Source organism: Butyrivibrio sp. XBB1001, from assembly GCF_000424505.1.
GTDB lineage: Bacteria > Bacillota > Clostridia > Lachnospirales > Lachnospiraceae > Butyrivibrio.
Genome location: NZ_AUKA01000035.1, coordinates 1 through 5,871, shown reverse-complemented (window position 1 = coordinate 5,871; position 5,871 = coordinate 1). Strand labels below are relative to the sequence as shown.

Annotated in this window: 9 protein-coding genes; 8 read left to right on the top strand and 1 reads right to left on the bottom strand. The window is 38.1% G+C overall.

What is annotated here, in order from left to right:
• Positions 1–216 (bottom strand): hypothetical protein (locus G631_RS0115910; protein ID WP_026490281.1); only part of this gene is annotated, 216 nt, incomplete at its 3' end.
• A 77-nt stretch (positions 217–293) separates the two neighbouring features.
• On the opposite strand from G631_RS0115910, the gene G631_RS0115905 reads away from it, so the two are divergent.
• The 8 genes from G631_RS0115905 to tnpA all read left to right on the top strand — a co-directional run bounded on the left by G631_RS0115905 (position 294) and on the right by tnpA (position 5,651).
• The gene (locus G631_RS0115905) at positions 294–908 is read left to right on the top strand and encodes a PBECR4 domain-containing protein (RefSeq protein ID WP_026490280.1); all 615 of its coding nucleotides are present in this window, start codon (positions 294–296) and stop codon (positions 906–908) included.
• 238 nt (positions 909–1,146) lie between these two features.
• A complete protein-coding gene (locus tag G631_RS0115900; RefSeq protein ID WP_026490279.1) occupies positions 1,147–1,674 on the top strand; it encodes a cysteine hydrolase family protein in 528 nt (175 codons plus the stop codon).
• Entirely contained in the window at positions 1,674–2,315 is a 642-nt protein-coding gene (locus G631_RS0115895; RefSeq protein WP_026490278.1) for an HAD family hydrolase, read from the top strand. Before G631_RS0115900 ends, G631_RS0115895 begins: the two co-directional genes overlap by 1 nt.
• Before the next feature lie 16 nt (positions 2,316–2,331).
• Positions 2,332–2,817, top strand: coding sequence for an NUDIX hydrolase (locus G631_RS0115890; RefSeq protein WP_081671386.1), 486 nt, complete (start codon positions 2,332–2,334; stop codon positions 2,815–2,817).
• A gap of 188 nt (positions 2,818–3,005) precedes the next feature.
• Complete coding sequence (locus G631_RS19545; RefSeq protein ID WP_242829115.1) at positions 3,006–3,587, top strand: helix-turn-helix domain-containing protein; 582 nt, start codon at positions 3,006–3,008, stop codon at positions 3,585–3,587.
• 30 nt (positions 3,588–3,617) lie between these two features.
• Positions 3,618–4,019 (top strand): DUF6483 family protein, encoded by a 402-nt coding sequence (locus G631_RS0115880; RefSeq protein WP_026490276.1) that lies wholly within the window; start codon positions 3,618–3,620, stop codon positions 4,017–4,019.
• Between the two features lie 403 nt (positions 4,020–4,422).
• Entirely contained in the window at positions 4,423–4,998 is a 576-nt protein-coding gene (locus tag G631_RS0115875) for a CAP domain-containing protein (protein WP_026490275.1), read from the top strand.
• A gap of 224 nt (positions 4,999–5,222) precedes the next feature.
• The gene (gene tnpA / locus G631_RS0115870) at positions 5,223–5,651 is read left to right on the top strand and encodes an IS200/IS605 family transposase (RefSeq protein ID WP_026490274.1); all 429 of its coding nucleotides are present in this window, start codon (positions 5,223–5,225) and stop codon (positions 5,649–5,651) included.
• Positions 5,652–5,871 lie beyond the last annotated feature (220 nt).

Sequence of the window (5,871 nt, the reverse complement as noted above, 5' to 3'; positions counted from 1 at the left end):
GGTCCTTGAAATTAATTCAAGCTTTTGATCAGCTGACCATTCCTTCTGATGACCACTGGCTCTGAGCATCTCTGGTCCATGTAAATCCTCAAGTCTATGCCATTTACGTATCTTGCTTCTAAAACTTTCAGTAGAAACTCCTTCTGGCGTGTCAGCCCATATACCTTGCCTGTGAAGTTCTACGCATTCTTTTTTAAATTCATAACTATAGCGCATGAAAATACCCCCTTACTGGATTGTCCAGTAAAGGGGGTACATATCAAAATACAAGGTCTTTATTTTTTGGAGATACAATGGGAGTGTTAGAATCTTTAAGCTCATATGACAAACTGCTAAACACGGAATATCTTATAATAATTGGCAGAAAAGGAAAGGTTAGCGTTCTTTGCCTGGTTTTTGATAAGGTTGATTGGTTCCACACAATGGGATTGCATTATCTGAAGGATCTTGAATTCTTAAACGTACATGGAGCTCAAACAGAATCTTTATATGATGAAATCATCGCAGGAACTTATGAAAATGCTGACTTTGAAAAATCAAGGTATTATACAGATGAAATGGAATTAAGGGTAGAGCTTTTCGGACAGCTTGCGGACATAATAGAAAAGCTGGATAACCAGGAGTACAGCTTTTTTGGCTTTAGTAAAAAGAAGTGCCCTTGGACAAGCATCAATGCAGATTATCTGATAAACAATCATGAGAGATTTGAAAATCTTATGCTATATAAGAAAAGTGATAATCTGGCAGGGATAATATTTATCGGTGAAATGTCTATCTTTTCTTCTGAGGCAAGAATGAATGACTACACAGTAGGACAGACACAGTTTACGGTCCTTAAGGTTGAAAAACGCGAGAAGGTTACAGGTACTGTGACACCTGTATTTACACATAGGAACTATAAAGAATAAAATGGTTTAAGCACATTTGATGTATATCCACAACTATGTTCAAAAGTGGGTTAAGAAATTCAAGTGAAACCGCCAGCCTCCTTTCCATCTGTGTTTGAAAGGCACAGGAAAGTTCAATCCCGGTCGCCGGCAGCATTCGACAGTCATCTGATATAAAAAGCCATTTAGCAGAATAAATTACTGTTGAATGGCTCTTTTTCTGTTATAGTAAAAATATGTTTTTGTTGGAGGGTGTTCGATGAAGCTTATTGTTATAGATGTACAAAAAGGAATCACCGATGAAAGACTATATGATTTTGACGGATTCATAAGGAATGTGACAAATATTATTGATGCTGCAAGGAAGAATAATGTTGAGATTATCTATGTTCAGCATGATGATGGCCCTGGAACAGGCTTTTCTTTTGGTGACAAGGATTTTGAGATAGTTGATCAGGTGGCTCCAAAGGAAAATGAGAAGATTTTCATAAAGACGATAAACAGCTGCTTTGGTAATAATGATCTTGCAAATTATCTCAGAAAATCCAGAGAAAAAGATTTAATGATAGTCGGATTGCAGACGAACTTTTGCATTGATGCCTCTGTGAAATCGGCTTTTGAAAGAGGATACAAGGTAATAATTCCGAAAGGTACCAATTCTACTTTCGACAATGATTACATGGATAGAGAAACTACCTACAAGTATTACAACGATATGATGTGGCCGGAAAGATTTGCAAGCTGCATCTCTGTAGATGATGCAATTAAGATGATAGAGGATTTGTGATGAAGCTGGATAACATAGAATGGCTCTTTTTTGATGTTGGCTCAACTTTGGTAAGCGAGGAAAAGCCATTTTTACATAGAATACACGAAATTGCTGATGCTGTTAATGAACCTTTTGATGCGATACAGAATAAGGTTACTCAGCTTTATAAGGAAAAGAAAAAGGGAGAACAAGTACTGATTCAGGAATACGGAATAGAAAGACCTCGCTGGAGAAGTGAAGATGAGGAATTGTTTCCGGAGTCATATGAGTGCCTTGAGCGATTGAGTAAGAAATATAAAATTGGAGTCATTGCTAATCAGCTTCCGGGAACAGCAGCCAGATTAGAAAAGCATGGTGTTTTAAAGTTCATAGATATTGTCATTGCTTCTGCAGAAGAAAGATTAGAGAAGCCGGACAGGAGAATATTTGAACTTGCTTTATCAAGAGCTAGTTGTAAGCCTGAAAATGCTGTCATGATCGGAGATAGGGTTGATAATGACATAATACCTGCTAAGAAAATAGGTATGAAGACTGTTCGTGTGAAGCAAGGGATGTGGAAGTACTGGGATGCTCTTGGCGAAGAGGAACAGGCAGATTTTGAGGTGGATGATCTGAACGCGGTAATAGAGCTGTTTGGATGGAAGTTTGAGAATAATTAGTTTAAGGGAATGAATCATGGAAAAATGGGATGCATACGACAGTAAGCTTAATAAGATAGAGGGTGTAACTTTGATTCGCGGAGAGCAGGTACCAGAAGGATACTTCCATTTATGCAGTGAAATCATAGTAAGACATACAGATGGAAGCTATCTGATAATGCAGAGAGATAAGAGAAGGCACCTTGGAGGAATGTGGGAAGCAACTGCTGGTGGTTCTGCGCTGCAGGGTGAAGATCCATTAACCTGTGCAATGAGAGAACTACAAGAGGAAACTGGAATAGTATCAGATGAACTGATAGAAATTGGCCGTGTGTTACATCATGGGCATAAGACATATTATGTAGATTATCTTTGTGTCACAGATGTTGATAAAGATAGCATTGTTTTACAGGAAGGTGAGACAATAGCGTTCAAATGGATAGATCCTGATGAGCTTCGTGCCATGTCTAGAGATAATTTGGCAACAATGCGTCAATTGAACTTTATAGAGGAACTGACCTAAAAATAGACAAAGTTGTCTAATGGAAAAAAACGGCATTTTCTCGCTTTATGTCGTGTACTGATCAGGCAACTTTTTATATTCTGTGAGTGAGAGGAGGAACACTTGGATTCACAGAAGATAGGAACATTCTTACGCGAACTTCGTAAGGAAAAAAACTTAACACAGAGCAACTTGCTGAAATATTAGGAGTGTCAGGGAGAACAGTATCTAGATGGGAGACAGGATCAAATATGCCTGATCTTGCTATAATGATAGAACTCGCTGATTACTATGATATTGATATTAAGGAGCTTCTTAATGGAGAAAGGAAAAGCGAGATGGATAAAGAACTAAAAGAAACCTTGAAAACGGTAGCTGATTATACCGATATTCAGAGACAAGAAGCTGTAAAAGCAAGCAGTTATGGATTTATTATTATATTTATGGTAAGTGCAGTTGCTATTGTTGCACAGTTGATAATGTATGCTGACATGAGACTGGTAATTGGAGAAACTGCAGCTATATTAGCCGGAGGCATTATATATCTGACGCTTGTTGTCAGAGCAGGTGCATGGAACGGCTCAAAGAAGGAGTCGGAGGTCATAAGTAGGGATCTTCTTGTCAGTGCAGTAACTTCATTGGTGTTTACAGTACCCTTTTTCTTTATAGCGCTTAGATATTCTGTAAGAAATGAAGTTCAGCTCTCCATTGCTTTCTTTGGTATCATTTTTATTATATCTTTTGTTGTACTTAGGGCTTTAGCGGCTATTTCATTCAGGCACAGAAAATGATGTATTGTCGTATGAGAGCGGAGGTGCATTATGACATTTGACGATGAAAAAGATTATATTATGCGCATTATTAAGGAAATGGTAAGGGTACTTTTTTCATTGGTGCTAGGTAAAAAGTATGTTGCAGTAGAGATGGAGCGTGATAATGGCTATGAAGTTTCCGGGAGAAAACTTGCTGAGCTTCTTGAAATGATAGATTGCGGAGAGATAAATAAAGCTGAAAATCTCCTTTTGGAATCTCTTGATTATTCTGATAAGAATAGCATTGCTGCTGCGGCAATGTTCTATCAATATTTATCTGAGAAGGGGGAAGAGTTCCTTATAGAGCATGATTTCTCCAGGGAAGAAGTGCTTGATGGAATAAGCCGCTTAATGCGACAGGCAGGCTATGCTGATGTTATCGATATTGTGGAAGGTACTGTTATTACTTAATGCTTTGTAATTAGGAAAAACAAAAAAGTGTTAACAACATTGGTCTATAGCTAAAAACCAATTTTTCTTGTCCGAAAGGATGCATTACAGCGCATTATAACACGAAAACAGGTGTCATGATGGATGAAAGCGGAACTTATGCGTTTGACTGGGCAGCTATGGGATTGTTTGAATAGCCTTATTATGTGGAGTATAATTAAATAAAGTAGTTGGGAACCGGTTAAACCAGGAGCACTTAAGGGGATTGAGAAATGTAATAAATGCGTTTCAGATATCCCCTTTTTCTTTTTTGCAGCTAAGGAAGATGGTGAACCCGTAGGATTCCTCTGCTTAAAAGAATTAGAAATAGCGGAGAAACTGTTAACTGTTTTTTTCTTAGTAGGGGTGATAAAAACATGAAAAAATGTATAAGTATGGCATTTTTGCGTTGGCAGTGGTGCTTGTAGCTGCTATAGCAAGTATTCTGGGAATAAGAAAGAATCTGAGCAGAGATGCTGAAGCTTTTTCAGAAGTAAGAGCTTACAGAACTGAGGTTAGCGCTGATACGGAGATTCTTGATGATGTGGTTCCGGGAGATCCGTTCGCTTATCCTATGGATGATGAACTAAGAAACCTGATATCGGAGGCCTATGATGTCGTAAATGCTGCCAGACAGGAGCAGGGGCTTAAGCCTTTAGTATGGAGTTCGACTCTTGAATACGGGGCCAGAGTTAGAGCAAACGAAATAGCCGTTGTTTTTGACAAAAACCATGTAAGACCAAACGGAACCATGTGGTTTACCGTAGAGCCGTCTATAGTTCTTGGAGAGAATATATATAAAGGATATGGCGATGCCTCCAAAGCTATGGAATCATGGCTATCAAGCAGCACTGACAGCGAGAACTTTTTTAGTTCCGATTTTACAACGGTAGCTATTTCTGTTTATGAGAATAATAAAGGGGAGCACTACTGGGCTGCGCTGTTTGGCGGGAAGAAATAAGCAGGATTTTATTCGCCGGATGGCAAATATGCAATGTGAATTAAAAAGCTGGAAAACCAGTTAATATCTGGAATTCCGGCTTTATCTTTTTTATGAATAAAACAGAAAACGTATGTTGACATTATCAGATGGCTTTTGATAACATTGGCGGCTAACTCGTGACTTTAGTCATGAGTTAGCCGCCTTTTCTTGACTCTGCTAATTACGTATGGTATTATGCAGATATGGATAAAGATAGCATATTTACGATAAATTCAGATGTGACGCATGGTAGAGGATATGTATACTGCTTGCAGTACCATATAGTATGGTGTACCAAGTATCGTAAGAAGGTCATTATTGGCAATATAGAGTCAGATGTTAAAGAACATCTTTACCGTACAGCCGAAGATTTAGGCATTAAAATCCTTGCTATGGAAACAATGCCTGACCATATACATATGCTTATAGAATGTAAGCCTCAATGTAGGATTTCAGATGCAATTAAAGTATTCAAAGGCAATACTGCAAGATGGCTGTTTCTTACGCATCCAGAAATCAAAACTAAGCTTTGGGGTGGACATTTATGGAATCCATCATATTTTGTAGCAACTGTAAGTGAGCGTACTATAGAGCAGGTCACTAATTATATAAGCAGTCAGAAAGAAAAGTAACACATGAAGATATACTCCACGTATTCCGTTAAAATAAAACAATACAATCATATATTTTCTGAGACAGTAACTATATACAGGGATGCTGTCAATTTTCTTATGGATGTATGTCTGGCTGAATGGGACTTAGTTTCTGCCATAAAAGGTAATCAGGCTCAAATGATGTATGTAGAGTCGCTTTGTCATAAAACCAAAGAGAACTCTTCTCCTAAATACGATT

Excerpts from the sequence above, each read along its gene's own strand:
- G631_RS0115900 (WP_026490279.1), top strand. The coding sequence starts at position 1,147 with ATGAAGCTTATTGTTATAGATGTACAAAAAGGAATCACCGATGAAAGA.
- G631_RS0115875 (WP_026490275.1), top strand. The coding sequence starts at position 4,423 with ATGTATAAGTATGGCATTTTTGCGTTGGCAGTGGTGCTTGTAGCTGCT.
- G631_RS0115905 (WP_026490280.1), top strand. The coding sequence starts at position 294 with ATGGGAGTGTTAGAATCTTTAAGCTCATATGACAAACTGCTAAACACG.
- G631_RS0115890 (WP_081671386.1), top strand. The coding sequence starts at position 2,332 with ATGGAAAAATGGGATGCATACGACAGTAAGCTTAATAAGATAGAGGGT.
- G631_RS0115895 (WP_026490278.1), top strand. The coding sequence starts at position 1,674 with ATGAAGCTGGATAACATAGAATGGCTCTTTTTTGATGTTGGCTCAACT.
- G631_RS0115880 (WP_026490276.1), top strand. The coding sequence starts at position 3,618 with ATGACATTTGACGATGAAAAAGATTATATTATGCGCATTATTAAGGAA.
- tnpA (WP_026490274.1), top strand. The coding sequence starts at position 5,223 with ATGGATAAAGATAGCATATTTACGATAAATTCAGATGTGACGCATGGT.